19 protein-coding genes, 2 rRNA genes and 2 pseudogenes (1 of these 23 cut by a window edge) are annotated in these 25452 nt (G+C 73.1%); 4 read left to right on the top strand and 19 right to left on the bottom strand.

Annotated features, from left to right (window positions below; translation table 11 throughout):
- Positions 1–22: 22 nt before the first annotated feature.
- The 14 genes from ald to J2S44_RS31910 form a co-directional block, all read right to left on the bottom strand.
- Positions 23–1138, bottom strand: coding sequence for an alanine dehydrogenase (gene ald, locus J2S44_RS31975; protein ID WP_310421433.1), 1116 nt, complete (start codon positions 1136–1138; stop codon positions 23–25).
- Positions 1139–1282: 144 nt separating this feature from the next.
- The gene (locus J2S44_RS31970) at positions 1283–1882 is read right to left on the bottom strand and encodes an NUDIX domain-containing protein (RefSeq protein WP_310421431.1); all 600 of its coding nucleotides are present in this window, start codon (positions 1880–1882) and stop codon (positions 1283–1285) included.
- On the bottom strand, positions 1879–3618 hold the full coding sequence (gene pyrG, locus J2S44_RS31965; RefSeq protein WP_310421429.1) for a CTP synthase: 1740 nt from the start codon (positions 3616–3618) through the stop codon (positions 1879–1881). The genes J2S44_RS31970 and pyrG overlap by 4 nt, the downstream gene beginning before the upstream one ends.
- A gap of 289 nt (positions 3619–3907) precedes the next feature.
- Positions 3908–6328 (bottom strand): hypothetical protein, encoded by a 2421-nt coding sequence (locus J2S44_RS31960; protein WP_310421427.1) that lies wholly within the window; start codon positions 6326–6328, stop codon positions 3908–3910.
- On the bottom strand, positions 6328–7455 hold the full coding sequence (locus J2S44_RS31955) for a glycosyltransferase family 4 protein (RefSeq protein WP_310421425.1): 1128 nt from the start codon (positions 7453–7455) through the stop codon (positions 6328–6330). The genes J2S44_RS31960 and J2S44_RS31955 overlap by 1 nt, the downstream gene beginning before the upstream one ends.
- Positions 7452–9095 carry a murein biosynthesis integral membrane protein MurJ gene (murJ, locus tag J2S44_RS31950; protein ID WP_310421423.1) on the bottom strand — a complete coding sequence of 548 codons (1644 nt, stop codon included), beginning with the start codon at positions 9093–9095 and terminating at the stop codon, positions 7452–7454. Before murJ ends, J2S44_RS31955 begins: the two co-directional genes overlap by 4 nt.
- Before the next feature lies 1 nt (position 9096).
- On the bottom strand, positions 9097–9939 hold the full coding sequence (locus tag J2S44_RS31945) for a hypothetical protein (RefSeq protein WP_310421421.1): 843 nt from the start codon (positions 9937–9939) through the stop codon (positions 9097–9099).
- A gap of 24 nt (positions 9940–9963) precedes the next feature.
- Positions 9964–10896: a copper transporter gene (locus J2S44_RS31940; protein WP_310421419.1), complete on the bottom strand. Its 933-nt coding sequence runs from the start codon at positions 10894–10896 to the stop codon at positions 9964–9966.
- 17 nt (positions 10897–10913) lie between these two features.
- Positions 10914–12092: a putative cytokinetic ring protein SteA gene (steA, locus tag J2S44_RS31935; protein WP_310421417.1), complete on the bottom strand. Its 1179-nt coding sequence runs from the start codon at positions 12090–12092 to the stop codon at positions 10914–10916.
- A gap of 685 nt (positions 12093–12777) precedes the next feature.
- On the bottom strand, positions 12778–14535 hold the full coding sequence (gene recN, locus J2S44_RS31930) for a DNA repair protein RecN (RefSeq protein WP_310421415.1): 1758 nt from the start codon (positions 14533–14535) through the stop codon (positions 12778–12780).
- A gap of 73 nt (positions 14536–14608) precedes the next feature.
- Complete coding sequence (locus J2S44_RS31925; RefSeq protein ID WP_310421413.1) at positions 14609–15511, bottom strand: NAD kinase; 903 nt, start codon at positions 15509–15511, stop codon at positions 14609–14611.
- Positions 15495–16379 carry a TlyA family RNA methyltransferase gene (locus J2S44_RS31920; RefSeq protein ID WP_310421411.1) on the bottom strand — a complete coding sequence of 295 codons (885 nt, stop codon included), beginning with the start codon at positions 16377–16379 and terminating at the stop codon, positions 15495–15497. Before J2S44_RS31920 ends, J2S44_RS31925 begins: the two co-directional genes overlap by 17 nt.
- A gap of 46 nt (positions 16380–16425) precedes the next feature.
- Positions 16426–16665 carry a hypothetical protein gene (locus J2S44_RS31915; protein ID WP_310430171.1) on the bottom strand — a complete coding sequence of 80 codons (240 nt, stop codon included), beginning with the start codon at positions 16663–16665 and terminating at the stop codon, positions 16426–16428.
- Positions 16662–17375 (bottom strand): phasin family protein, encoded by a 714-nt coding sequence (locus J2S44_RS31910; RefSeq protein WP_310421409.1) that lies wholly within the window; start codon positions 17373–17375, stop codon positions 16662–16664. The genes J2S44_RS31915 and J2S44_RS31910 overlap by 4 nt, the downstream gene beginning before the upstream one ends.
- Positions 17376–17499: 124 nt before the next feature.
- On the opposite strand from J2S44_RS31910, the gene J2S44_RS31905 reads away from it, so the two are divergent.
- On the top strand, positions 17500–17835 hold the full coding sequence (locus J2S44_RS31905; protein WP_310421407.1) for an SCP2 sterol-binding domain-containing protein: 336 nt from the start codon (positions 17500–17502) through the stop codon (positions 17833–17835).
- 159 nt (positions 17836–17994) lie between these two features.
- On the opposite strand, the pseudogene J2S44_RS31900 reads toward J2S44_RS31905, so the two are convergent.
- Both J2S44_RS31900 and J2S44_RS31895 read right to left on the bottom strand, forming a co-directional pair.
- Positions 17995–18792, bottom strand: a pseudogene (locus J2S44_RS31900) (HAD-IIA family hydrolase); the annotation flags it as partial.
- A 56-nt stretch (positions 18793–18848) separates the two neighbouring features.
- Positions 18849–19547, bottom strand: a complete 699-nt coding sequence (locus J2S44_RS31895) for an SDR family oxidoreductase (protein ID WP_310421405.1) — start codon at positions 19545–19547, stop codon at positions 18849–18851.
- A gap of 107 nt (positions 19548–19654) precedes the next feature.
- Between J2S44_RS31895 and J2S44_RS31890 the strand changes: the two genes are divergently transcribed.
- Together J2S44_RS31890 and J2S44_RS31885 are read left to right on the top strand one after the other, a co-directional pair.
- Positions 19655–20041 (top strand): MerR family transcriptional regulator, encoded by a 387-nt coding sequence (locus tag J2S44_RS31890; RefSeq protein WP_310430026.1) that lies wholly within the window; start codon positions 19655–19657, stop codon positions 20039–20041.
- A gap of 125 nt (positions 20042–20166) precedes the next feature.
- A complete protein-coding gene (locus J2S44_RS31885) occupies positions 20167–20565 on the top strand; it encodes a MerR family transcriptional regulator (RefSeq protein WP_310430024.1) in 399 nt (132 codons plus the stop codon).
- Positions 20566–20931: 366 nt separating this feature from the next.
- Here the strand turns inward: J2S44_RS31885 and J2S44_RS31880 are convergent.
- Positions 20932–21759, bottom strand: a pseudogene (locus tag J2S44_RS31880) (tetratricopeptide repeat protein); the annotation flags it as partial.
- On the opposite strand from J2S44_RS31880, the gene J2S44_RS31875 reads away from it, so the two are divergent.
- The gene (locus J2S44_RS31875) at positions 21694–23895 is read left to right on the top strand and encodes a hypothetical protein (protein WP_310421402.1); all 2202 of its coding nucleotides are present in this window, start codon (positions 21694–21696) and stop codon (positions 23893–23895) included. The pseudogene J2S44_RS31880 and the gene J2S44_RS31875 overlap by 66 nt on opposite strands.
- A gap of 38 nt (positions 23896–23933) precedes the next feature.
- On the opposite strand, the gene rrf is transcribed toward J2S44_RS31875, so the two are convergent.
- Positions 23934–24050 (bottom strand): 5S ribosomal RNA (gene rrf, locus J2S44_RS31870).
- Between the two features lie 82 nt (positions 24051–24132).
- Positions 24133–25452: ribosomal RNA gene (locus J2S44_RS31865) — 23S ribosomal RNA — on the bottom strand; it runs 1756 nt beyond the window's last position.

Here is a 25452-nt window from a genome sequence, read left to right as displayed (position 1 = left end):
AGACGACCGGTACGACATGAACTCAGGCGAGCACCTCGGCCAGCGGTCGCACGGTCATCCCGTGCGCCTCCGCGACCGGGCCGTAGGTGACCTCGCCCGCGTGCGTGTTGAGCCCCTTGGCCAGCGACGCGTCCGCGCGCAGCGCGTCCCGCCAACCCCGGTCGGCCAGCGCCAGCGCGTACGGCAGCGTCACGTTGGTCAGCGCGTACGTGCTGGTGTGCGGCACCGCGCCGGGCATGTTCGCCACGCAGTAGAAGATCGAGTTGTGCACCCGGTAGACCGGGTCCGCGTGCGTGGTCGGCCGCGAGTCCTCGAAGCAGCCGCCCTGGTCGATCGAGATGTCGACCAGCACGCTGCCCGGCTTCATCCGGGAGACCAGCTCGTTGGAGATCAGCGTCGGGGCCTTCGCGCCCGGCACCAGCACCGCGCCGATGACCAGGTCCGCGTCCAGCACCGCGCGCTCCACCTCGTACGCGTTGGACGCCACGGTCTGCAGGTGCCCGCGGTAGATCGCGTCCGCGCCGCGCAGCCGGTTGATGTTCATGTCCAGCAGCAGCACCTCGGACTGCAGGCCGAGCGCGATCGCGGCCGCGTTCATCCCGGAGACGCCGGCGCCGATCACCACGGTCTTGGCCGCGTAGACGCCGGAGACGCCGCCGAGCAGCACGCCGCGCCCGCCGCCGGAGCGCATCAGGTGGTACGCGCCGACCTGCGGGGCGAGCCGGCCGGCCACCTCGGACATCGGCGCCAGCAGCGGCAGCTGCCGGTCCGGCGTCTCCACCGTCTCGTACGCGATGCCGGTGACCTCGCGCTCGATCAGCGCGTCCGTGCACTCCTTCGACGCGGCCAGGTGCAGGTAGGTGAAGAGCACCTGCCCCGCGCGCATGCGGTGGTACTCCTCCGCGATCGGCTCCTTGACCTTGAGCACCAGCTCGGCCGTGCCCCAGACCTCGTCCGCGGACGGCAGGATCGTCGCGCCGGCCGAGGTGTACTCCTCGTCGGTGATGGACGAGCCGGCACCCGCGCCGGCCTCGATGAAGACCTCGTGGCCGTGACGGGTGAACTCGTGCACGCCGGCCGGCGTGATCGCGACCCGGAACTCGTTGTTCTTGACCTCGCGGGGAATGCCGACCTTCACGTCGATGACCCTTTCACGCGCGTTTATCCGCAGTCTACGAGCGAACGGTGACCCCCGCTCTCCGACGCGCACTTTAGATCATGAAGGCAGAACGCGCCACGGCCGACGTTTCGAAGGAAACGTCGGCCGTCGGCATATCTTGTTTCAGGCGGGTGTCGGCGTATCCGTCGGGCGCAGCGGCGCCCAGTTCAGGTCCCGGGCACGCGCCGCGGCGAGCAGGCCGGCGACCGCCGCCGCGTTGGTGATCTCCCCGGCGAAGATCATCGCGATCGCGTCGTCCAGCGGCAGCCAGCGCACCTCGATGTCCGCCTCCTCGTCCGCGCGGTCGTGCCGCTCGGACGCCGGCACCGGCGACAGGTCCCGGGCCAGGAAGATCCGGATCTGCTCGTTCGTCATGCCCGGCGACGAGTGCAGGTCGAGCAGCACGTCGATCCGCCCGGCCCGCAGGTCGGCCTCCTCGGCCAGCTCACGCAGCGCGCCGATCGAGAGGTCCTCCCCCTGCACGTCGCGCAGCCCGGCCGGCAGCTCCCAGAGCCGGCCGCCGACCGCGTGCCGGTACTGATTGATCAGCACCACCCGGCCCCGGTCGTCCAGCGCGACCACGCCGACCGCGCCGACGTGCCGCAGGTAGTCCCGGTCCGCCGCACCACCGCCGGGCATGGTGACCCGGTCGGTGACGACCGAGAACACCCGCCCGCTGAACCGTTCGGTGCGGCTGATCACCGCGTGCGCGAAACCGGTCACTTCGCGGCACCGACCCGGCGCTTGCCGCCGCGCGCGGACGTCTCCGGCTCCTCCGCGGCGGGCACGATCTCCAGCGGCAGCTCGCCCGCCTTCGAGAACCGCACGGACGCGGCCACGAACGCGGCGAACAGCGGGTGCGGCCGGGTCGGGCGGCTCTTCAGCTCCGGGTGCGCCTGGGTGGCCACGAAGAACGGGTGCACCTCGCGGTCCAGCTCGATGAACTCGACCAGGCGCCCGTCCGGCGAGGTGCCGGAGAAGCGCAGACCCGCGGCCTCGAGGCGAGGCCGGTAGTCGTTGTTCACCTCGTACCGGTGCCGGTGCCGCTCGGAGATCTCCGGCGCGCCGTACGCCTCCTCGACGATCGAGCCCGGGGTCAGCGCCGCCGGGTACGCGCCCAGCCGCATGGTGCCGCCCAGGTCGCCCTTGCCGGAGACGATGTCCTGCTGGTCCGCCATCGTGGAGATGACCGGGTGCTTGACCGTCTCCTCGAACTCCAGCGAGTTCGCCCCGTCCAGGCCGGCCAGGTTGCGCGCCACCTCGATGGTCATGCACTGCAGGCCGAGGCAGAGGCCGAGCACGGGGATCCGGTTCTCCCGGGCGAACGTGGCCGTCCCGATCTTGCCTTCGATGCCGCGGACGCCGAAGCCGCCCGGGATCACGATGCCGTCCACGCCGGCCAGCGCGGCCGCGGCACCGGCCGGGGTCTCGCAGGAGTCGCTCGGCACCCACCGGATGTTCGCCTTGACCCGGTGGCCGAACGCGGCCGCGCGGATCGCCTCGGTCACCGACAGGTACGCGTCCGGCAGGTCCACGTACTTGCCGACGAGCGCGACGGTGATCTCGCCGGACGGCTGGTGCACGCGGTCCAGCAGGTCGTCCCACGCCTTCCAGTGCACGTCCCGGAAGGACAGGCCCAGCCGCCGTACGACGTAGGCGTCCAGCCCCTCGGAGTGCAGCACCTTCGGGATGTCGTAGATGCTCGGCGCGTCCGGGCAGGCCACCACGGCCTCGCGGTCGACGTCGCAGTAGAGCGACAGCTTGACCTTGAGCTTCTCCGGGATCTCCCGGTCCGAGCGGCAGACCAGCGCGTCCGGCTGGATGCCGATGTTGCGCAGCGCCGCCACCGAGTGCTGGGTCGGCTTGGTCTTCAGCTCACCGCTCGGCGCGAGGTACGGGATCAGCGAGACGTGCAGGTAGAAGCACCGGTCCCGGCCGATCTCGTGGCGCACCTGGCGGATCGCCTCCAGGAACGGCAGCGACTCCATGTCACCGACCGTGCCACCGACCTCGGTGATGACGACGTCCGGCACGCGGCCGTCCTCGTCCGGGTCGGCCATCGCGAAGATGCGCTCCTTGATCTCGTTCGTCACGTGCGGGATGACCTGCACGGTGTCGCCGAGGTACTCCCCGCGCCGCTCCTTGGCGATCACCGCGGAGTAGACCTGGCCGGTGGTGACGTTCGCCTTCGCGGACAGCGGCCGGTCGAGAAACCGCTCGTAGTGACCGATGTCGAGGTCCGTCTCCGCGCCGTCCTCGGTCACGAAGACCTCGCCGTGCTGGAACGGGTTCATCGTGCCCGGGTCGACGTTGAGGTAGGGGTCCAGCTTCTGCATCACGACCCGCAGGCCGCGCGCGGTCAGAAGGTTGCCCAGGCTGGAAGCGGTGAGTCCCTTACCGAGTGAGGAGGCGACGCCCCCCGTGACAAAGATGTGCCTGGTCTGAGTCGAAGGGCTCAAGGCCTGCTCCCGTGGTCGTCTGGCTGCCAATACGAACCGGCGCGACGCCCTCGAGCCCGATCTCACCCCCGCTGACCGAACTGTCAGCGGACGTTGACACGGCTGTCGTGATCACGCGATCCACGGGATTCCACGGTAACACCATCCGCGGGCGACCCCCCGGCCCGGCCACCATGATCGCTTCACGTCGATCCGCAGCTCGGAACACTTCCGCAGGTCAGACCCCTAAAGATCAACACCGTGCGCCGGTACGCCCGTGCGCGGCGGCGTTCACCCGCCCGGGTGCTGGTCAGTTCTCGTCGGATTTGTTACTCACGGCCACGTCGTCACCGATCGTGACGTCGCCGTCCCGTTGGGTTCCGGCGGCCACATCGCGGTCGATGATCGCCGGGCCGGTCGCGTCGCCGTCGCCGTCGCCGTCGCGGGGAACGACACCGTCGCCGGGAGCGACACCGGCACCGGGCGCGTTCCCGGGACTCCCGGCAGGGGCGCCGGGCGGGTCACCACCGGGCTCCGCCGCACCGGTCCCGCCGCTCGGGGACGCATTGCTCGTGGTGCCGGTCGCGCTGTCCCCGCCCGTACCCTCGGCCCGGTTCGGGGGTTCGGTCATCGCTGCCATCGGCGGCCGGGTCCGGATCGCCGCGTGGTCGAGCACGCGCAGCGCGGTGAGCGCGGCCAACGGGCCCGCCACCGCGGCGGCCGCGCCCGCGACGTGCAGCGCCGACCCGCCCAGCACCCCCGCCGCCAGCGTGGTGACCGCGGTGCCGGCCAGCGCGGCCCGGACCGCCGGTTTGAGCCCGAACAGGCGCTTGAGACCGCCCCACGGCCGCAGCAGCACGAACCAGACCAGCACGGCCACGGTCAGCACCAGCAACGTCAGCGGGCTGACCAGGGCCACCACGTTCGACCCGGTGGCGCGCTGCACCGCGATGCCGCTGGTGCCGTCCACCAGCGCGGCCAGGATCCGGCCGAGGCTGCCGCGCTCCGCCTCCGGGCGGCGCACGTCCAGCAGCGCGAAGCCGAACGTCACCACCAGGCCGGCCGCGGAGGTGGCCGCGATCCGGCCGAAGCCGATCCAGCCGCCGGTGGAGAGCGCGGTCGCCACGCAGACGCCGGCGGTCAGCGCGACCGCGCCGACCGCGTGCGCGCCCAGGAACGGGCTGCCGACCACCATCACGGCCGCGCCGCCGAGCACCACCATGATCAGCGGACGGAGGTGCCGCATCATCTGCCCGAGCGCGGCGGCCGCGAGCAGGATGCCGGCGGTGAGCAGGCCGAGCCCGACCGTGCCGATCCCGGCGTACCGGCCGCCGGCCAGCGTGGAGTAGCCGGCCACGCCGTTGAGCTGCAGCGTCGACCCGGAGAGCACGTCCGCGACGACCACCACGGCGGAGATCGCGGCGACCGTGCCGAGCGGCCACAGCGTCGACCGGTACGGGCGGGCCAGCCGCACCGCGAGCGTGCCGGCCAGCGTCAGCGCCACCGTCACGGCCGCGAACACCAGCGACGGCCGGCTCGCCCGCCACCACGGCACCAGGTCCGCGACCAGCGCGGCCGGCGTGACCAGCGCGGCCGCGATCAGCGCCAGCTCCGCCCCGTCCATCAGCCAGCGCGGCGGCAGCGGCGGGCCGGGCGGCCCGCTGTGCGCCCAGGTGCGCCGCAGCAACGGCACCAGCAGCGCGTACAGCGCGATCTGGGTGGCGGTCAGGATCGAGAAGAACCACTCCGAGGTGCGGCCCTGGGCCCGCGCCTCCCGGTCCGCGTCCGCCGGTCGCGCGATCGCGTCCGCGAGCCCGTCCGGGCGGCCGTCCGCGGTCGTGGCCGCGTGCCCGTCGAACCGGCCGGCCGGCAGCTCCCGGCCGAGCGCGGTCAGCGCGGTCGGCGCCAGGTCGACCAGCGCCAGGTAGCCGTCCCGGACCGTGCTCGCGGACGTGAGCCAGGACCGGTCCCAGCCCGGCCCGTCCGCGATCGCCACGTGCAGCCGCTGGTCCGCGCCGGTGTCGGCGAGGCCGGCGACCAGCACCAGCGACCGGTCCGGGCGGGCGGCGAGCACCCGGCCGAGCACGTCGTCCGCGGCCGCGACCGCGGCCGTGCGCGCCGCACCGTCCCCGGCGACCGTGCCGGCGTCCACGATGCTGAGCACGCACTGGGACAGCACGGTCGCGGCGTCGGCCGGCAACGTCGCCTGGTATCGGTCGACCCGGCCGAACGGGCGGGCCGCCGCGACCGCCGCGCCCGGCCCGACCGCGGTGGTGCAGCGGACCGACTCGGCGAGCGCGCCCGGCACCGCGCCCCACGGCTGGCGTCCGTTGTAGTCGACGGCGACCGGCTGGCGCGACACGTTCGCGCCGATGCCGTCCGGCTCCTCGATCTCCACGTCGAGCGGCGCGCAGACCGCCGCGCCGTCGGACTCGTCACCCCAGCTGGCGAAGTTGCCGGCGCCGAGCGTCAGCCAGCCGTCGACCGGGCAGGTCGGCTCGCTCGCGGACCGCACGGACAGCGCGCCGATCGCACCCCGCTCGGCGAGCGCCCACAGCGCCGGTGTCCCGGCCGGGTCGAGGTCGTCCCAGCGCAGGCCGGGCACGCCCACGATCACCACGTAGTCGGCTTCGGTGTCCACCGTGGCGGAGACCGGGCGGACGCTGAGCGCGACCATGCTGCCGATCACCACGGCCAGCACGATCAGCCACGGTGTGAGGCGGCGCAGCATCAGCCGTGGTCCTCGCGTGGCGCCGGTGCCGGGGCCAGTTCCGCGTAGACCGCCCGGACCGCGTCCACCGTGTCCGTCTCGGTCGGCCACGCGGCCGCGTGCGCGCGGGCCCGGGTGCTCAGGTCCTGGCGCAGGCCCGGGTCGTCGAGCAGGCGGCGCACGGCCGCGTCGACCGCGTCCACGTCGCCGGCCGGGACCAGCACGGCCGCGTCGCCGACCAGGCCGGGCAGGCCGCCGACCGCGGTCGCGACCAGCGGCAGGCCGGCCTGCAACGCCTCCTGCGCGAACAGCTGCCGGGCCTCCCAGTCGCTGGTGACGACCGCGAGGTCCGCGCCGGCCAGCAGGTCCGCCACGTCGGTGCGGTGACCGAGCAGCGTGACCGGCGCGTGCGCGGCGGAGATGCTGGCGGCCAGCGGCAGGTAGCTGGGGCCGGTGCCGGCGATCAGCACCACCGGCGTGGGGCGGCGCTCGCGCCACCGCCCGGCCGCGGCGACCAGCACGTCGTACCGCTTCTGCGGGTGCAGCCGGCCGACGGACAGGATCAGCGGCGTGTCCGGCCCGACGCCGAACTCGGCGCGCACGGCCGCGCGGGTGCGTCGGGCCGGGCCGAGCGCGGGCGCGGCGACCGGGCCGAGCCGGGCGTCCCGGGCACCGACCGCGCGGGCCCGGTCGACCAGGTCCTCGGAGGCACCGAGCGTGACCCGGGCCGCGGCCGCGACCGCGCGCTCCAGCAGCTGGGCGACCCGGCCGCGCAGGCCACCGGCGAGCATCGCGTTGTGCCAGGTGACCACCAGCGGCTGGCGCGGGCGGGCGAGCGTGGCCACGAACCCGGCGCGCAGGCCGTGCGCGTGCACCACGTCGATGCCGTCGGCGGCGAGCGCGGCGCGCAGCGCGCTGACCGCGCGCGCGTCCGACGGCGCCGGGTTGGCCGGGATCTCCACCGGCACGAACCGCGCGCCCAGCTCGGAGAAGTGGAACAGCCGCTCGGTCGCGTCCGGCCCGCAGACCGTGACCGTGATGCCGGCCGCGGTCAGTCCCCGGACCAGCGAGGCCACGTGCTGCCCCACGCCGCCGGTGCTGGACGCGAGCACGAGCGCCACCCCACCGGCCCAGTCGCCTGCGGTCACGTACGGTCCCCTCCGTCCCGCGCGGCGGGAGTCCGCGCGTCGTTCTCACCGTCCGGCAAGGTACCCGACTCGGGCGCACCGGGCCGCGCGCCGCCACGCCGGGCGAGTTTCGTGACCTGGTCCCGGTCGAGCACGAAGGCGACACCGAGGAACACCGCGACCCCGACGAACCCGCACAGCATGCCTTGCAACACCGCGAAGCCGGGCGCCGGGGTCGGGTCGGTGAGCGCGGCCAGCGCGTACCCGGCGGCACCTGCGGCGACCGCACCGGCCAGCCCGGCCGGGAGCGTGCGGGCGAGACCGGCGAGCGCGGCCGGCCCGGCCGTGCGCCGGACCGCTGCCAGCAGCAGCGCGCCCAGGACCAGCATGCCGGCGGTGTGCGCCAGGCCGAGCACGAGCACCCGGTGCTCCGGCGCGGTCACCGCGCCGAGGACGGCCGCGAGGAACGCGACGACGGCCCACCCGGCCGCGGTCGCACCGGCCACGGCGGCGGTCCGCCCGCGGGCGTAGAGCGCGCGGGACAGCAGCGCGAAGAGTCCGTAACCGATCAGTCCGGGCGCGAACGCGACCACGCCCGGGGTCATCGCCTGACCGCCGGTGAGCACGGCCGTCGCCGGGATCGCGACCGCGACCAGGCCCGCCGCGCCCAGGCAGCTGACCAGAGCGGTCTGCCGGGCGGTCCGGGCCAGCAGCGATCGGTACCCGGCGTCGTCCGCGGTGGTCAGGCCCGGGTACGCCGCGGTCGCGAGCGGCACCGCGAGCACCGCCCAGGGCAGCAGGAACACGGTCTGCGCCAGGTTGAACAGCACGGTCGTGCCGTCCGGCCCGCCGCTCGCCTGACCGATCAGGACCAGCAGGGCGAGTTGCTGCGCGCCGACCGTGACCAGTCCGGCCCAGCCGAGCCTGACGACCTGCTCCCGGGCGTCGGCCGGCAGGCCGAGCGTGGGGCGCAGCGGCAGCCGCAGCCGGGAGACCGGGATCAGCAGGCACCCGGACAGCACGACGACGCCGCAGGTCGTGCCGGCGGACAGGATCAGCTCCCCGGCACCGGACACGTCCGCGATGCCGGTCCGGGTGCCCTCGGCGAGCCCGAACGCCGCGTAGACCCCGATCACCGTGAGACTGGACAGCAGCGGTGCGATCACCGGCCAGGCGAACCGGCGGTGCGACTGGAGCACGCCGGTGAGCACCACGCCGACGCCGTAGAGCGGCAGCTGCGGCGCGAACACCCGCAGCATGCGGGCGCCGGTCTCCAGCTCGGCGGGCGACGCCAGCGGCATGATCACCTCGACCAGTGGGCCGGCCGCGAGCGCCACCAGGACCGCGACCGGCACCAGCAGCACCAGCACCCAGCCGAGCAGCGCCGACGTGATCCTCCCGACCCGCTCCCGGTCGCCCGCCTCCACGGCCCTGGCCAGCAGCGGCACCACCAGGCCGGCCAGCGCGCCGCCGGCGACCAGCTCGAAGATGACGTTCGGCAGCGTGTTCGCCGCCAGGTAGGTGTCGCCCAGGTCGGTCGGGCCGACCGTCCAGGCGAACACGGTGGTCCGCGCGAAGCCCGCCACGCGGCTGACCACGGTGAGCACCGCGATCAGCGCGGCGGCTCCGACGACGGTCCGCGACCTCAGGCCGGACGCCACGTCAGCTCTGCCGCCGCCCGAGCTCGTCGAGTTCGCGCAGGCCGGGGGTGCGCTGGATGACCGCGGTGAAGCTGACCCGCTCGCTGGCCGCGGTCAGCCCGGCCAGGCCCGCGAAGATCACCGCGCGGCCGATCGGCCCGGCCTTCGCCGCGATCGCGACGCCGAGCAGCGCGCCCAGCGCGTTCGCGCCGGAGTCGCCCAGCATGATCCGCTCGTCCAGGTCGTCCGGCAGCAGCCCGGCCGCGGCGCCGGCCGCTCCGGCGGCCAGCCCGCCCGCGGCGGTCGTGGACAGCAGCGGCGCGGCGATCAGCGCGCTCGCCTTGATCGCCCGGCCGGGGCGCAGGTCGAGCAGGTTGACCAGGTTCGCCGTACCCGCGATGACGCCCGCGCCCAGCGCCACGTCGGTCAGCGTGCCCCACCGGGACCGGCCCGGCCGGTCCAGCGCGAGCAGCGCGGACGCGGCCAGCCCGGCGCCGCCGACCCCGGCGATCTTCACCAGCCCGCTGGTGACCCGGCCCTGGCGCAGCGCGCGCAGGTGACCGGCGAAGCCCTTGGCCGCCTTCTGCTCCGGCCGGTTGCCGACCACGTCGTCGTAGAGGCCGACCGCGCCGGAGGTGAGCCCGGCGGTCAGCGCGGCCGCGGCGGCCGGGCCGCTGGACGCACCGGCCGCGGCCGCGATCGAGGCACCGGCGGCGAGCGCGGGGCCGCCGGCCAGCGTGACCGTGCGGCCGCGGAAGTTGGCCCGCTCCAGCGACGGGTTGACCGAACTGCGGCGGACCGCGGTCAGCGCGGCACGCGCGGCGAGCGCGCCGGCGGCGAACACCAGAATCCTAGGAACGGGCATGACGCGATTCTAGGAACCGGGCACTCACTGTGCCGGAGTGGGCAGTATCGACGTGGCGCCCGCGCCGAGCCCGTAGTGGCCGACCTTGTTCGTGCCGAGCAGGTCGGTCAGCGCCAGGCAGGTGACGACCGAGCCCTGCGCGGTGTTCACGTTGTCCACGGTCGCGATCGTCTTGGACAGTGCCGCGTCGCCGCGGATCGCCGCGACCACGTTGCCGTCGCCGACCCCGTTGCCGCCCACCACCAGTTTCCCGGCCGCGTCGAACTGGGCGACCAGCGTCACCGTGGAGGTGTTCTTCTCGTCCGCGCGCTCGTCGGTCGGCGGCAGCCCGCCCACGATCACCACGGCCTCGGCCGGGCCGGCGACCCGATCGTCCTCGACCGTGATGTAGTTCGCGGCCGCGTACGCCGCCAGCACCGCGTTGCGGTCCGAGTCGGTGGCCGGCGGCGTCCGGTCGTAGAGCGCGGTCGCCAGCAGCGCCGCCGAGGTCTCCACGCCGTCCGCGTTGCTGGGCAGCCCGGCGGCCGGCAGCGACGTCTGCACCGCGCGGTGCGCCAGGTCCAGCAGGTTCACGCTGTTGTCCGGGTCGGTGAAACTCTCCTGGACGTCCACCCGGCCGGTCACGGTCGCGCCGGCCGTGGCCAGCATGGTGCGCAGCTGCTCCGCGTAGTCACCGCCGGTCGGCAGCACCACCAGCGCCACCCGCCGGCCGGTCAGCTTGCCGCCGAGCAGTATCGGCGCCGCGCCGACCGCGAAGTCCTCCTGCGAGTTGACCTCGTTCTGCAGCTGGCCGACGCTGTCCCGCAGCTGGCTGTTGTCCTTGCTGAGCTTCTGCACCTGGCCGTCCAGCGCGTCGACGGCCGGCCCGTTCAGCGCGGCGGTGCCGACCACCAGCCCGATCGCCAGCGCGAGGAAGACCGCGGTGAGCGACACGACGTGGTACCGGAAATTGATCACAGGTAGCGCTTTCTGCTCTAGAACAGCTGACCGAGCTGGAACACGAGATTGTCCCACCACTCGGAGACCACACCGAGGTACGCCTTGCCCACGGTGGAGACCGTCACCGCCGCCGTCATCGCCGCGATCGCCGACCCGGCGAGCAGCAGCAGCGACGAGCCCGGGATGGTCTGCTTGTAGAGCCGGCTCACGCCCTTCGCGTCGACCAGCTTGCCGCCGACCCGCAGCCGGGTCAGGAACGTCGACGCCATGCCGCCGCGCCCCTTGTCCAGGAACTCGACCAGCGTGTAGTGGGTGCCGACCGCCACGATCAGCTCGGCGCCCTTCTCGTCCGCCAGCAGCAGCGCGATGTCCTCGCTGGTCGCCGCGGCCGGGAAGGTGATCGCCGGCACGCCGAGCTGGTGCACGCGCGGCAGGCCCGGCGCCCGGCCGTCCGGATAGGCGTGCACCACGATCTCCGCGCCGCAGCGCAGCACGTCGTCGCTCACCGAGTCCATGTCGCCGATGATCATGTCGGGCGTGTAGCCGGCCTCGATCAGCGCGTCCGCGCCGCCGTCCACACCGATCAGCACCGGCCGGTACTCCCGGATGTACGGCCGCAGCACGTCCAGGTCGGCGCGGTAGTCGTAGCCCCGCACCACGATCAGCACGTGGCGCCCGCTGATCCGGGTCTCGATCTCCGGCACGCCCACGCCGTCGAGCAGCAGGTCACGTTCCTGCTTGAGGTAGTCCATGGTGTTCGCCGCGAACGCCTCGAGCTGCACCGACAGCCCCTCGCGCGCGTCCGCCATCGCCTTGGCCACGGTCTCGGCGTCCTGCCGGGTGCCGTGCACCAGCGCCTCGGCCCCGGCGTACACGGTGTTGCCGTCGATCCGGACCGTGTCGCCCTCCCGGATCTGCTGGAACAGCCCCTCGCCGAGATCGTCCAGCAGCGGGATGCCGGCCTTGACCAGCACCTCGGGGCCCAGATTCGGGTACCGCCCGGAGATCGACGGCTTCGCGTTCAGCACCGCGGCCACCCCGACCGCGACCAGCGAGTCGGCGGCCACCCGGTCCAGGTCGACATGGTCGATCACGGCGATGTCACCGGGGCGCAGCCGACCGGTCAGCCGCTTCGTGCGGCGATCGAGCCGAGCGGTGCCGGCGACGATCCCGGGTTCGGCGGCCCGGGTGCGGCGAAGAGTGGGTAGGCGCATCGCCATCATCGTGACACGTTGACTCGACCTCGTGTTCGCACGACATGCCGACAAATCGGCTTTGACCAGCAGATTCCCGGCCAAATAGATTTCCGCTGTGTCCGCGGTCACGTCACGCTGCGTCTTTTCGCCGCCCACCTCCGGCGTGGTGACGTTCCGCATGCTCCCGCGGGCACCAGTCGTCGCCGGCGCTCCTCCTTGCCGGTCCCGGCGCGAAGAGCCCGAACCCGCCGGTCCCGGCGTGGCCCGCTCCGAACCGCCGGACCCGGCACGCCAATCCCAACCCGCCGGTCCCGGCGCGGCCGGATTCCGCACCGCCGGACGCGGCGCGGCCGAATCCCGAACCCGCCGGACCCCACGTGGCCGGATCCCCAACCCGCCGGACCCGGCGCGGCCAAATCCCGCACCGCCGGACGCGACGCGGCCAAATCCCGAACCCGCCGGACTCGACGTGGCCGGATTCCGCACCGCCGGGCGCGGCTCGGCCAAATCCCGCACCGCCGGACGCGGCGCGGCCAAAATCCCGAACCCGCCGGACCCGACGTGGCCGGATTCCGAAACCGCCGGGCGCGGCGTGCCGGAAACGGACCGCCGGAAACGGCGCGGCCCGATGACGGACCGCCGCATCCGGCGTGGCCGAGGACCGGACCGCCGGGCTCCCGATCGGAGGCCCGGCGGTCGCGCGTCAGCGGCGCTTCTCCCGGTCGGCGACCGCCAGCAGCTCCTCCGCGTGCGCGATGCCCAGGTCCGAGTCGGGCAGGCCGGCTAGCATCCGGGACAGTTCCCGGGCCCGGTCGGTGTCCTCCACCACCCGCACCCCGCTGGTCGTCACCGCGCCCCCGGTGTCCTTCGCCACCACCAGGTGCCGGTCCGCGAACGCGGCCACCTGCGGCAGGTGCGTCACCACCAGCACCTGGTGGCTGCGCGCCAGCCGGGCCAGCCGCCGCCCGATCTCCACCGCCGCGGTGCCGCCCACGCCGGAGTCGACCTCGTCGAAGACCAGCGTCGGCGGGCCACCGGCCCCGGCGAACACCACCTCGATCGCCAGCATCACCCGGGACAGCTCACCGCCGGACGCCCCGCGCTGCAGCGGCAGCGCCGGTGCGCCCGGGTGGGCCAGCAGGCGCAGCTCGACCTCGTCCGCGCCGTCCGCGGTCACGCCGACCTCGGTGCCGTCCACGGTCACCGACGGCTCGCTCTTTCCCGCGCTCCGCGGCAGCACCGCCACCTCGACCCGCGCGTGCGGCATCGCCAGCCCGGCCAGCTCGACGCTGACCTCCTCGGCGAACCGGCCCGCCGCCTCGGTCCGGGCCGCGGTGAGTCGGGCCGCCTGCTCCGCGACCTCCGCCTCGAGCCGCTGGCGCTCCTTCTCCAGCTCCTCGAGCAGTTCGTCCGACGTGTCGAGCTCGCCGAGCCGGGTCCGCGCGGTCTCCGCCCAGGCGATCACACCGTCGATGTCGTCCGCGTACTTCCGGGTGAGCCCGCGCAGCAGCGCCCGCCGCTCGTAGATGGCGGCCAGCCGGTTCGGGTCCGCGTCCAGCGCGTCCAGGTACGACGAGAGCTCCGCGGTGACGTCCGCGACCAGCGTGGCCGCCTCCTCGATGCGGGCCGCGAGGTCGCCGAGCTTCGCGTCGACGGCGGCCTGCCCCTCCAGCGTGCGGCGCGCGGTGCCGAGCAGGCTGGTCGCGTCCGGCGTCTCGTCGGCGGCCTCGGACCCGCCGGCCACCGACTGGTAGGCGATCGCGGCCGCGGTCCGCAGCCCCTCCGCGTGCTCGAGGCGCTGCGCCTCCGCCTTCAGCTCGTCGTCCTCCCCCGGCTGCGGGTCGACGCGGGTGATCTCGTCCAGCCCGAGCTTGAGGAGGTCCGCCTCCTGGTTGCGGTCGCGCGCGTTGCGGCGCCGGTCCGCGAGGTCGTCCGCGGTCCGCCGCCACTTCGTGAACGTCTCCCGGAACGTCTCCAGCAGCTTCTCGTGCTCGGGCCCGGCGAACCGGTCGAGCGCGGCGCGCTGCTCCGCCGGCCGCAGCAGGCGCAGCTGGTCGGACTGGCCGTGCACGGCCAGCACCCGCTCACCGACGTCGGTGAGCACGGCGACCGGCGCGGACCGGCCGCCGACGTGGGCCCGGGAGCGGCCCTCGATCGTGACGGTGCGCGACAGCATGACCGCACCGTCGTCGTCCGCCTCCGCTCCCGCGTCGGTGATCCGGGCCAGCACGGCGTCGGCGATCGCGCCCTTCAGGCGCAACCGTCCCTCGACGACCGCGCGGCCCGGGTCGGATCGCACGCGACCGGCATCGGCCCGCCCGCCGAACAGCAGGCCGAGGCCGGTCACGACCATGGTCTTCCCGGCGCCGGTCTCACCGGTTATCACGTTCATGCCGCCGGTCAGCGGCAGTGTGGTGTCCTCGATGACGCCCAGGCCGGTGATACGCAGCTCTTCCAGCACAGGCAAAGACAGTAGCCGCGTCCTCTGACACATTTCCAGCCGAGCGGTGCGCCAATTGCGGAGAAGACCGTGATTACCGCCGCTTCGTACCCCGCCAGCCGAGAACCGGGAGGTCGAATTTCGCCACCAGCCGATCGGTGAACGGCCGCGGCGTCAGCTGAACCACACGCACCGGTTGCGCGCCGCGCCGGACAGTGACCTTCGCACCCGGCGGCAGGTCGAAGACGCGGTGCCCGTCCGCGCAGAGCGTGGCGACCGACGTGTACGGATCCACCGTGATCACGAACGTCGACGTGGGCGCGGTGACGAGCGGCTTGCTGAACAGCGCGTGCGCGGCGACCGGCACCAGCAGCAGCGCCTCCACCTCGGGCCAGACCACCGGGCCGCCGGCCGAGAACGCGTACGCGGTGGAGCCGGTCGGGGTCGCGCAGACCACGCCGTCGCAGCCGTACCGGGACAGCGGCCGGCCGTCCACGTCCACGCGCAGCTCCAGCATCTGCGCCCGCTGGCCCTTCTCCACCGTGACCTCGTTGAGCGCCCAGCTCTCCGCGATCAGCTCACCGTCCAGCTCGGCCTTGACGTCCAGCGTGAGCCGCTCGTCCACGGTGTAGGCACCGCGCACCACGTCCGCCACGGCCTGGTCGATGTCGCTGATCTCGGCCTCGGCCAGGAAGCCCACCTTGCCGAGGTTGATGCCGAGCAGCGGCGCCTTGTTCGGCCGGGCCAGCTCGGCCGCGCGCAGGAACGTGCCGTCCCCGCCGAGCGCGAACACGATCTCCACGCCCTCGGCCGCGGACGGTCCGAACACCGGCGTCACGCCGGGCGGCAGGTCCAGATCGCCGATCTCGGAGGCCACCACCCGCACCTCGAAGCCCGCGCGTACGAGGTCGTTCGCTATCGACGCCGCGTGCTCCGTGCTGTGCCGGCGGCCCGTGTGGGTCACCAGCAGCGCCGACCGGTTAGCGGTGCTCGTCACTCGTCACTCCCCTGTCAACAAGCGATTCCGCGCCTGGCTCCGGCGCGTGCTCCGCCACCGTACCCGTGGGTCCGGCCTCGACGACCGCGCGCACGTGGACCGGGTCCGCGGCCGGCGCACCGCGCCGCAGCCACACGAAGAACTCGACGTTGCCACTCGGTCCGGGCAGCGGGCTCGCGGCCACCCCGGCCAGCCCGAGCCCCAGCTCCAGCGCCGCCGCGCACACGTCCAGGACCGCCTCCGCGCGCAGCGCCGGGTCGCGCACCACGCCGCCCTCGCCGACCCGTTCCTTGCCCACCTCGAACTGCGGCTTGACCATCAGCGCGAGGTCGGCGTCCGGCAGCGCGCAGCCGGCCAGCGCGGGCAGTACCAGGCGCAGCGAGATGAACGACAGGTCGGACACGACCAGGTCGACCGGGCCACCGATGGCCTCCGGCGTGAGCGTCCGCACGTTCGTGCGTTCGAAGACCCGCACCCGCTCGTCGGTACGGAGTTTCCAGGCGAGCTGGCCGTAGCCGACGTCCACGGCGACCACCTCGGCCACGTCCGCGCGCAGCAGCAAGTCGGTGAACCCGCCGGTGGACGCGCCCGCGTCCAGCGCCCGCCGCCCGGCCACCGCCAGGCCGCGGGGCCCGAACGCGGCCAGCGCGCCGGCCAGCTTGTGCCCGCCGCGGGACACGTACTCGTCGACCGGGTCCGCGCCGGTGACCACGATCGGCTCGGCGGGGTCGAGCTGCGCGGCCGCCTTGCGGGCGACCACGCCCCGGACCTCGACCCGGCCGGCCTCGATGAGCGCGGCGGCCTGCTCGCGGGAGCGGGCCAGGCCGCGGCGGACGAGTTCGGCGTCTAGACGGATGCGGCGTGCCATGCGCTCTTCTTCACGTGTCTTTCGGGGGGAGGTCCGGTCGGTTCGGTCAGGCCTGGTCGATGGTGGCGAGCGTCTCGCGCAGGATCTGGTGCGCGGCCTCGTACTCGGCGATCTGGTCGGCCGGCGACAGCGATGCCGCGTTGGCCAGCGAGGCCAGCATCGCGTCCACGGCCGGATGCCCGGTGGTCCCGTCGCCGGGCTCGGTCATCCGCACCGGCGGCGCGTACGCCGGCGTCGGCGGCCGCGGCGCGGCCGGCGGGCGCGGCACCGGGAACGGCGTGCTCATCGGCCGGGCGTCCCGTCGTCGAAGAGCGGCGGCACGACCTTCTTCGCGCGCTTGGCCGGCGCCTTCTTGACCGCGGGCGGCAGGTCGGCGGGCGTCGGCACCGCCTTCCGGCCGGCCGGCGGCGCGGCCTTGATCGTGGGCACCTTCTTGGCGGCCTTGCGCGGCGGCGTGATCGTCCGGGCCGGCGCCGGCACCTCGGCGACCGGCTCGTCCGCCGCCGGGACCGCGGGCGCGGCCAGCGCGTCCGGAACCGCGGTGCCGCCGCCCGGAGCCTTCGCGACCGCCTTCTTCGCCACCGTCTTCTTCGCGACGACCTTCTTCACCGGTGCCGCGGCCGGTTCCGCCACGGACGCCGCGGCCGCGGCCTCGACCGCGGGTTCGACGGGCAGATCACCGGGTACGTCCGCCGGCCGGGCCGCGAGCCGGTCCTCCAGCTCGGCGACGCGCTGCCGCAGCGCCGCGACCTCATCGGACTTGGCCAGTCCCACCACGGTCAGCGCCCGGTCGACCTCGGTGCGGACCAGGCGCTCGACCACGGCCCGGTTCGCGGTGCCGGCCGCCAGCGCGTCCTCGACCAGCGCCTGCAGCTGGACCGCGGTCGCGCCGCCCTTGCCGACCAGTCTCATCGCGGTCTTGGTGGCCTGCTTGCGGGAACTCTCGGTCAGTCCCAGGGCGAGGTCCAGGTAGGCCCGCCACGCTTCCTTCGGCATCCGGTCGTCCCTTCACTGTTCCGATACGCTCAGGTCCCCCGCGCGTGCCACGCTACCGGGCGACGTCGCCGGACCCGTGCGGTACCGTGCGGGAGATCGGTGACCGGCGTGGAGAGGATCAGGCGTGGCCAGCGTAGACGAGGTTCGGGCGGCATTGAACACCCTCGCGGCGCGGCTCGCCGCGAACGCGGACGCCCAGCAGCGCATCGACCTCAACCGCACGCTCGCCGCACGCGTCCCGGACCTGGGCACCGCCTTCCACGGCACCCTGGTGGACGGCCGCCTGGTCGACATCGCGGACGGCGACGACCCGAAGGCCAAGATCTCCCTCACCGCGAACAGCGACGACCTGATCGCGCTGGTCAACGGCCGGCTCGACGTGATGAAGGCGATCGGCTCCGGCCAGGTCAAGATCGGCGCCAACCCCTTCGACCTCCTCAAGCTCCGCAAGCTGCTGTAGTTCCGGTCGTCGCCGCGCCCCTCCGGCCCGGCGCCACTCCCGGCGAGGACAGGTCCGGCCAGACCCAGAGGCGTGTCCGGCCGGCCCGCCTTCTCCGGTCGCCCGCACCGCACGGCGTACCCCCGGACCGTTTCAGGCCTTGTAGTCGTCCGCCTTGACCGCCGGTGCGAAGAGGCCGCTCAGGTCCGGGGCGACGAACGTGGCCCGCTGCTCGGCCGGGGCTGCGCGCAGGTCCTCGACCGTGTGCACGCCGGTGAGCACGAGCAGGCCGTCCATGCCGGCCCGGACCGCGCCCTCCAGATCCGTGTCCAGCCGGTCGCCGACGACCAGCGCCTTCGTGGCGCCGACCCGCTCGGCCGCGGTGGTGAACAGCGCGGGCGCGGGCTTGCCGACGATCACGTCCGGGTCCCGGCCGAGCGCGTGCCGCAGCGCCGCGACCAGCGAGCCGTTGCCCGGCAGCGGGCCGCGCGGGCTGGGCAGCGTCTTGTCCGTGTTCGTGGCCAGCCACATCGCGCCGGCCCGGATCGCCACGCTCGCCTCGGCCAGGTCCGCCCAGCCGACCGCGGGACCGTAGCCCTGCGCGACCGCTTCCGGCCGGTCCTCCGCCTTGCTCACCACGGTCAGCCCGACCGCCTCGATCTCGGCCCGCAGTGCGTCCGCGCCGACCACCAGCACCCTCGCGCCCGCCGGGAGCCGCTCCGCGAGCACGGCCGCGGACGCGCCGGCCGAGGTCAGCACCTCGTCCGGCGTGGCCGGGATGCCCATGCCGGTGAGCAGCCCGGCCACGTCGGCGGCGCGCCGGGACGCGTTGTTCGTGGCGTAGGCGACCGGTATCCCCGCCTCGTGCAGCCGCGCGATCGCCTCGACCGCGCCGGGGATCGGCTCGTCGATCAGGTAGACCACCCCGTCCAGGTCGAAGATCACCAGGTCGTACCCGTCGATCAGACGATCGCTCACGCTGCCTCCTCGGCCGTTGCGGTTCCGCCCCCGATCATTCCAGGCGCGCCCGCGGGTCAGCCCGCCGTGGGGTAGGCCTGCGGCGGGCCGGCCAGCATCGCCTTCGCGGCCGCGCCCAGCTCGTCCGGAATGATCTCGATCTGGCCCTCCTCGAACGCGGCCAGCGTGCGCCGGGCGATCTCCGCCGCGTCGTTCAGCGGCCCGGTCCAGAAGTCCTGGTGCCCGGTGTCCGTCATGCCGAAGTACGCGCCCGCCACGTGCGTGCCCTGACCGGCCAGCTCGGCACGCACCGAGTTGGTCATCGCCCACTGCGCGGCCTTCGCGACGTGATAGGCGTTCGCCCGGTCACCGGACACCCAGGACATCGCCGAGTTGATGTTGAGGATCCCGCCGCCGCCGTTCGCCCGCAGGATCGGCGCGAACGCGCGCACCAGCCACAGCGGCCCCCAGAAGAACGCGTCCAGCTGCCCCCGGATCTCCGCCTCGTCGCCGTCCACCAGGTTCGCGAACGACGAGTTGCCCGCGTTGTTGACCAGCACCGTCACGTCCGGCGCCGCGTCCACCGCGGCCGCGATCGAGGCCCGGTCCGTGACGTCGAGCCGCAGCACCGTCGCCCCCGGCAGGTCGACCGACTCCGGCCGGCGCGCGGTCGCGTAGACCCGGGCGGCGCCGCGCGCCAGCAGCTCCTGCGCGAAGTGCCGGCCCAGCCCGCGGTTCGCGCCGGTGACCAACGCAACCGAATTCTTCAGATTCATGGCATAGCTCCTCAATCGGGGGAATCCCGTGGCGCTACGCTAAAACTTCACGTTGACGTCAAAGGCAAGTCGCGTGACCGGCGTTACACGACCTGGAGTCCCACATGATCCGCATCGGCGACCTGGCCGCCCGGACCGGCGTGAGCACCCGCGCGCTGCGTTACTACGAGGAGCAGGGTCTGCTGCCCGCCGCCCGCACCGGTGGTGGCCAGCGGCTCTACCCCGAGGCGGCGGTCGACCGGGTCGGCCTGATCCAGGGCCTGTTCGCGGCCGGGCTGTCCAGCCGCTCGCTCACCGTGCTGCTGCCGTGCGTCGACGCCCGGGAGGCCACCGACGAGGCGGTCACGCTCCTGCGCACCGAACGGGACCGCATCGACCGGCAGATCGAGGAGCTGGCCGCCACCCGCGACCGCCTGAGCGAGGTGATCGTCGCGTGCACCACCGCGACGCCGGCCACCTGCGGCCACCTGGTCTACCCGTCCTCCGGGGAGTAGTACCCACGCGGGCCGGACGCCCGTCTCCCGCCGGGAGCTACGCTATTCGAGCTGACGTTGACGTCAGAGGCATGTCTCGTGGGGGCGGTGCCCCCGCCGTTCCGCTCCCGGAGGAGTTCCGCATGATCCGCATCGGCGACCTGGCCACCCGCGGCGGCGTGAGCGTTCGCGCGCTGCGCTACTACGAGGAGCAGGGCCTGCTGTACGCGACGCGCAGCGCCAGCGGCCAGCGCTACTACCCGGAGGCCGCGGTCGAGCGGGTGCGGCTGATCCAGCAGCTCTACGCGGCCGGCCTGTCCAGCCGGAACATCGCGGCGCTGCTGCCGTGCGTCGACGCGAACGAGTCGACCGAGGAGTCGGCCGCGATCCTGCGCGCCGAGCGGTACCGCATCGACCGCCAGATCCAGGAGCTGATCACCACCCGGGACCGGCTCGACGCCGTCATCGCCGACTCGCAGAACCCGGCCGGCTGCGTCCACCACGTCGCTCCGGAACTCTCCACCCCGCTCGCCGCCGTCTCGTAGTCCGGGCCCACCGGCCGGCATGCAGAACGGCCCCGGCCTGGTGGCCGGGGCCGTTCTGGGGTCAGTGACGGGTGCGGGTCAGCGGGTGCTGCCGTCGTTGAACTTCGGGCCGAGGTCACGCGGCGAGGTGGACTCCTCCTCCGCCTCCTTGGCCTTCAGCTTCGCGTCCTCGTCGTCCGCAGCCGTCTCCACAACGGTCTCCGAGGCCTCGGACTCCGCGCCGGCGCCCGTCAGCTCCTCGTCCTCGTCCTCGTCCTCGTCCGACTCATCGTCGTCATCCGACTCGTCGTCGTCATCGTCGTCATCGTCGTCGGACTCATCGTCATCGTCGTCGTCGGACTCATCGTCGTCATCGTCGTCCGACTCGTCGTCGTCATCCGCGTCGGACTCATCGTCGTCGTCGTCATCGTCGTCGTCCGCGTCGTCGTCCGCGTCGTCGTCGTCCGCGTCGTCGTCGTCCGCGTCGTCGTCGTCCGCGTCGTCGTCGTCCGCGTCGTCGTCGTCCGCGTCGTCGTCGTCCGACTCGTCGTCGTCCGACTCGTCGTCGTCCGCGTCGCGGTCGGCGGCGGCCGAGGTGGCGGACGTGGCGGAGTCCTCGCCGGACTCGTCATCGCCCTCGATCTCGACGCCGTCGAGCTCCAGCAGCCGCTCGGCCGCGTCGGTGACCGCGTCCTCGTCGGCGGTCGCGGCGCGGGCGAACCACTCCCGGGCCTCCTCGCGGCGGTCGGTCTTGAGCAGCGCGTCCGCGTAGGCGTAGCGCAACCGGGCCGTCCACGGCTCGATCTTGCCCTCCGCGGTCAGCTCACGAACCTGCAGCATCGACACGGCCGCGTCGTTCTGGCCCATGTCACCACGCGCGCCGGCGGCCACGATCAGCAGCTCCACGGCGGTGTCCTTGGGCAGCGTCGCGCTGTCCGTGTTCCGGAACAGGTCGATCGCCCGCTCCGGACGGCCGAGCGCCCGCTCGCAGTCCGCCAGCACGGCCACGTGCGACTGCTTCCCGGTCATCCGGTGGTACGTCCGGATCTCCGCGATCGCGGTCTGCCACTCTCCCGCGTGGTACGCGGCGAGCCCCACGGCCTCCCGCACGACCGCGATCCGGGATGCCAGACGCCGGGCCGCGAGCGCGTGCGCGAGCGCGAGCTCCGGGTCCTCGTCGATCAGCCGGCCGGTCATCACCAGGTGCCGGGCCACGCTCTCCTGCACCGGCTTGTTCAGCGAGAGCAGCTCCGCGCGTACGTCACGGTCCAGCTCGGTCGCCTCGACCTCGTCCGGGATCGTGGGCGCGACCGGGGTCGCCTCGACGCGCTCGTCGCTCCGCTCACCGCCGCGGAACCCCTGGCCCTCGCGCTCCCGGAACCCGCCCCGGTCGTTACGGAAGCCGCCTTCGCGCTCCCGGAAGCCGCCCCGCGAGTCACCGCCGCGGGCACCGCCCTCACGCTCCCGGAAACCGCCACCACGCGAGTCCCGGTCCCCACCGCGGAAGCCACCGCTCTGGCCCTCGCGGTCGCGGAAGCCGCCACCGCGCGAGTCACGGTCGCCACCGCGGAAGCCGCCCTCACGGTCGCCGCCCCGGAAGCCGCCGGTGCGCTCGCCACCGCTGGTGCGCTCGCCACCGCCGCTGCGGAAGCCGCCGCCCTGGCCGTCCCGGGTTCCGCCGCTGCGGAAACCACCGCTCTGGCCGTCCCGGTCGCCACCGCTGCGGAAGCCACCGCCGCGCGAGTCACGGTCACCACCGCGGAAACCGCCCTCACGGTCACCGCCGGACCGGAAGCCGCCACCGCGGGAGTCGCGGTCGCCGCCGGGCCGGAACCCGGCACCGCGCGAGTCACGGTCGCCGCCACTGCGGAAGCCGCCGCCACGCGAGTCGCCACCGCGGTTGTCGCCACCGGACCGGAAGCCACCGTCACGGTCGCCACCCCGGAAGCCGCCCTCACGGTCGCCGCCCCGGAAGCCGCCGGTGCGCTCGCCACCGCCGCTGCGGAAGCCACCGCCCTGGCCGTCCCGGGTTCCGCCGCTGCGGAAACCACCGCTCTGGCCGTCCCGGTCGCCACCACTGCGGAAGCCACCGCCGCGCGAGTCACGGTCACCACCGCGGAAGCCACCGGTCGGACGGTCACCGCCGGACCGGAAACCGCCGCCACGGGAGTCACGGTCGCCGCCGGACCGGAAACCACCGCCACGCGAGTCGCCACCGCGCGAGTCGCCGCCACGGAAGCCGCCGCCCTGACCCTCACGGTCCCGGAAGCCGCCGCCACGCGAATCGCCACCACGGAAGCCGCCGCTCTGGCCGTCCCGGTCGCCGCCGCTACGGAAGCCACCGCCGCGCGAGTCACGGTCACCGCCGCGGAAGCCGCCCTCACGGTCGCCACCCCGGAAGCCGCCGGTGCGCTCGCCGCCGCCACTGCGGAAGCCGCCGCCCTGGCCGTCCCGGTCGCCACCGCTGCGGAAGCCGCCACCCCGGGAGTCACGGTCGCCGCCACTGCGGAAGCCGCCCCCGCGGGAGTCGCCGCCGGACCGGAAGCCACCGCCACGGGAGTCGCGGTCACCGCCGGACCGGAAGCCGCCGCCCTGACCCTCACGGTCCCGGAAGCCGCCGCCGCGCGAGTCACCGCCGCGGAAGCCGCCCTCACGGTCGCCGCCACCGCTGCGGAAGCCGCCACCGCGGCTGTCGCGGTCGCCGCCACTGCGGAAACCGCCGCCACGCGAGTCACGGTCGCCGCCGCCGGACCGGAAACCGCCGCCGGCGGCACCGCGGTCACCACCGCTGCGGAAGCCGCCGCCACGCGAGTCACCACCGCGGGAATCGCCACCGCGGGAGTCGCCACCGGAACGGAAACCACCGTCGCGGTCGCCGCCCGAACGGAACCCGCCGCCGGTACGGTCGCCACCGCCGGACCGGAAGCCGCCACCGCGGGAGTCCCGATCGCCGCCACTGCGGAAGCCGCCGCCGGCACGGTCACCACCGGACCGGAAGCCACCGCCACGCGAGTCACGGTCGCCACCGCCGGAACGGAAGCCACCACCGCTGGAGCCGCGGTCACCGCCGCCGCTGCGGAAGCCGGCGCCGCGGGAATCACCACCGCGGGAGTCACCACCGCGGGAGTCGCCGCCCCGGAAGTCGCGGTCGCCGCCTCGAGAGTCGCGGTTGCCGCGCGCGTCGTCGCGGCCCCGCCCGTCGCGGCCGTCATCCCGCCGGGAACGCGGGTTGTCGCCGTCCGGTCCTGGGTTCACGAGTACATCCTTCCTGGGGGCGCTGCCGCTCGCAGCGCCGACGAAACTGTCGGTTCGAAGACGCCCGACCCCGGGCGAGCCCGTAAATACAACTAAGGGCCGCCCCGGGAAGGGTGGCCCTCAATTGTAAAGAAGTCCGGCGGTGTCCTACTCTCCCACACCCTCCCGAGTGCAGTACCATCGGCGCTGAAAGGCTTAGCTTCCGGGTTCGGAATGTAACCGGGCGTTTCCCTCTCGCTATAACCGCCGTAACACTATGAACTTAACCGGGTACCTTCACGGTTGTTTGTTCAGATATCACACAGTGGACGCGAGCATACTTTCAAAGTTTGTGTAGTCAAGTCCTCGGCCTATTAGTACCGGTCAACTCAACACGTTACCGTGCTTACATCTCCGGCCTATCAACCCAGTCATCTACTGGGAGCCTTACCCCACCAAGGTGGGTGGGATACCTCATCTTGAAGCGAGCTTCCCGCTTAGATGCTTTCAGCGGTTATCCCTTCCGAACGTAGCCAACCAGCCATGCCCATGGCAGGACAACTGGCACACCAGAGGTTCGTCCGTCCCGGTCCTCTCGTACTAGGGACAGCCCTTCTCAAGTATCCTACGCGCGCGGCGGATAGGGACCGAACTGTCTCACGACGTTCTAAACCCAGCTCGCGTACCGCTTTAATGGGCGAACAGCCCAACCCTTGGGACCTGCTACAGCCCCAGGATGCGACGAGCCGACATCGAGGTGCCAAACCATCCCGTCGATATGGACTCTTGGGGAAGATCAGCCTGTTATCCCCGGGGTACCTTTTATCCGTTGAGCGACACCGCTTCCACACGCAAGTGCCGGATCACTAGTCCCGACTTTCGTCCCTGCTCGACCCGTCAGTCTCACAGTCAAGCTCCCTTGTGCACTTACACTCAACACCTGATTGCCAACCAGGCTGAGGGAACCTTTGGGCGCCTCCGTTACCCTTTAGGAGGCAACCGCCCCAGTTAAACTACCCACCAGACACTGTCCCTGAACCCGATAAGGGCCCGAAGTTAGATACCCAGATCAACCAGAGTGGTATTTCAAGATTGCCTCCACCCGAACTGGCGTCCGAGCTTCACCGGCTCCCACCTATCCTACACAAGCCAACCCAAATACCAATGTCAAGCTATAGTAAAGGTCCCGGGGTCTTTCCGTCCTGCCGCGCGTAACGAGCATCTTTACTCGTACTGCAATTTCGCCGGGCCTGTGGTTGAGACAGTGGGGAAGTCGTTACGCCATTCGTGCAGGTCGGAACTTACCCGACAAGGAATTTCGCTACCTTAGGATGGTTATAGTTACCACCGCCGTTTACTGGCGCTTAAGTTCTCAGCCTCGCCCCGAAGAGCTAACCGGTCCCCTTAACGTTCCAGCACCGGGCAGGCGTCAGTCCATATACATCGTCTTACGACTTCGCATGGACCTGTGTTTTTAGTAAACAGTCGCTTCCCCCTGCTCTCTGCGGCCATACCACGCTCCACCAGCAAGTGGCTTCACGCGTCCGGCCCCCCTTCTCCCTAAGTTACGGGGGCAATTTGCCGAGTTCCTTAACCACAGTTCACCCGTCGCCTCGGTATTCTCTACCTGACCACCTGTGTCGGTTTAGGGTACGGGCCGCTCGGAACTCGCTA

Origin of the sequence: Catenuloplanes niger (assembly GCF_031458255.1) — a bacterium.
Classification (GTDB): Bacteria; Actinomycetota; Actinomycetes; order Mycobacteriales; family Micromonosporaceae; genus Catenuloplanes; species Catenuloplanes niger.
Note: the sequence above shows the minus strand (reverse complement) of the source record. Positions and strands in the feature narration are given on the sequence as shown.